We start from the raw sequence: 1,229 nt of genomic DNA, 5'->3' as shown, positions 1-1,229 counted from the left end.
AAGAAATTGGTCCCCATTCGATGCGTAAGACTTTTGGCTATTTTTTGTACAAGCAAGGAACCAAAACAGAGATCATTCAGTCGCTGCTCAACCATTCTTCGCAACGGGAGACCTTACGCTATATTGGAATCACCCAGGAAGACAAAGACACTGCCGTAAAAAGTTTGGATCTGTGACAGACTAACGCACTATATAATAGAAGGAAAAATTCAAGAGGTGAGAAAATGAACGAAGAAAAGCGACCTGAATTTCCTGATAAATACCATTTATCTCGCAAAGAGTCAGTGTATTTATTGAAGAAAAACATTGTAGAATTGGTGTATAATGCGGGGAAATTCGAAGGGTTAAACACAACATTGTTACAAACAGAAGAGATAATTAAGTATAATCGGGCCAATAACGTGGCTGTAGATGATGTCTTGACCGTCGTTAACTTAAAAAGAGGCTTTGAAATGCTTTTAAACGACGTACAGGAACCCCTGATTGAGACAAGTAAGCGAATAAATCGGGTAGTTGCGGCGGAAGATGCGCTGTTTCCTGGTGAAATACGTACCGGTGGGGTAGAAGTATCGACTATTCAAGGAAGATATGTGCCACCAATGTTGACTGAAGATGAAGTAAAGAATAAATATGACGAGATACTGAATCAAGAGATATCAGAGACGGAAAAAGCCCTGCGACTGTTTCTATTCATTTCGAAAAATCAACTATTTTGGGACGGTAATAAGAGAACTGCGTTATTAACTGCTAATCAGATTATGTTTAGCCAAGGTTTGGGATTGTTGTCCATTCCTGAAACAAAATTTGCAAAGTTTAATGAACTTCTATCCAATTATTATAATAGTAATCTATTAGTGGATGAGTCAACTATAATTTCATATATGTATGAGCATTGTGTTTTTGGCATATATTACGGTTAAAAATTCCAGGTGGATACTAGCGAATACGCTATTCTCACCTAATTATAGATAATAAGGAGAATATAAATGGAAGTTTTTAAAGATGTTAGGGGAGCTATCGTAGGAATACTTGTTACAGCTATATTTACTAATAGAAAGAAAATAGTTACAAGAATTAAAGGATTTTTTTTGAGTAAGAAAAAAAGTCAAGTCCATAATCCTGTGTAAAATACTATACAATGTTTTACTGGTCTCTCATTGATCAAACTTAATATATTTTCTTGTAGAACTGAGCCATTCGTCATGAAGGTCCATAAGGACAGCTCCAAT

Annotated in this window: 3 protein-coding genes; all 3 read left to right on the top strand. The window is 35.8% G+C overall.

The window, feature by feature from the left end; all coding sequences use genetic code 11:
• On the top strand, positions 1-176 hold a 176-nt coding region (locus ACWOEC_RS12215), incomplete at its 5' end, for a tyrosine-type recombinase/integrase (RefSeq protein WP_455308475.1).
• A 48-nt stretch (positions 177-224) separates the two neighbouring features.
• Complete coding sequence (locus tag ACWOEC_RS12210) at positions 225-920, top strand: Fic family protein (RefSeq protein ID WP_455308481.1); 696 nt, start codon at positions 225-227, stop codon at positions 918-920.
• A 66-nt stretch (positions 921-986) separates the two neighbouring features.
• Positions 987-1,127 (top strand): hypothetical protein, encoded by a 141-nt coding sequence (locus ACWOEC_RS12205; RefSeq protein WP_455308479.1) that lies wholly within the window; start codon positions 987-989, stop codon positions 1,125-1,127.
• Positions 1,128-1,229 lie beyond the last annotated feature (102 nt).

Source organism: Enterococcus bulliens, from assembly GCF_053761865.1.
The sequence above is the reverse complement of the archived record's forward strand: the minus strand, read 5'-3'. Positions and strand labels throughout refer to the sequence as shown.

What these genes read in the sequence shown, in the direction of transcription:
- ACWOEC_RS12210 (WP_455308481.1), top strand. Translation starts at nt 225, where the DNA reads ATGAACGAAGAAAAGCGACCTGAATTTCCTGATAAATACCATTTATCT.
- ACWOEC_RS12205 (WP_455308479.1), top strand. Translation starts at nt 987, where the DNA reads ATGGAAGTTTTTAAAGATGTTAGGGGAGCTATCGTAGGAATACTTGTT.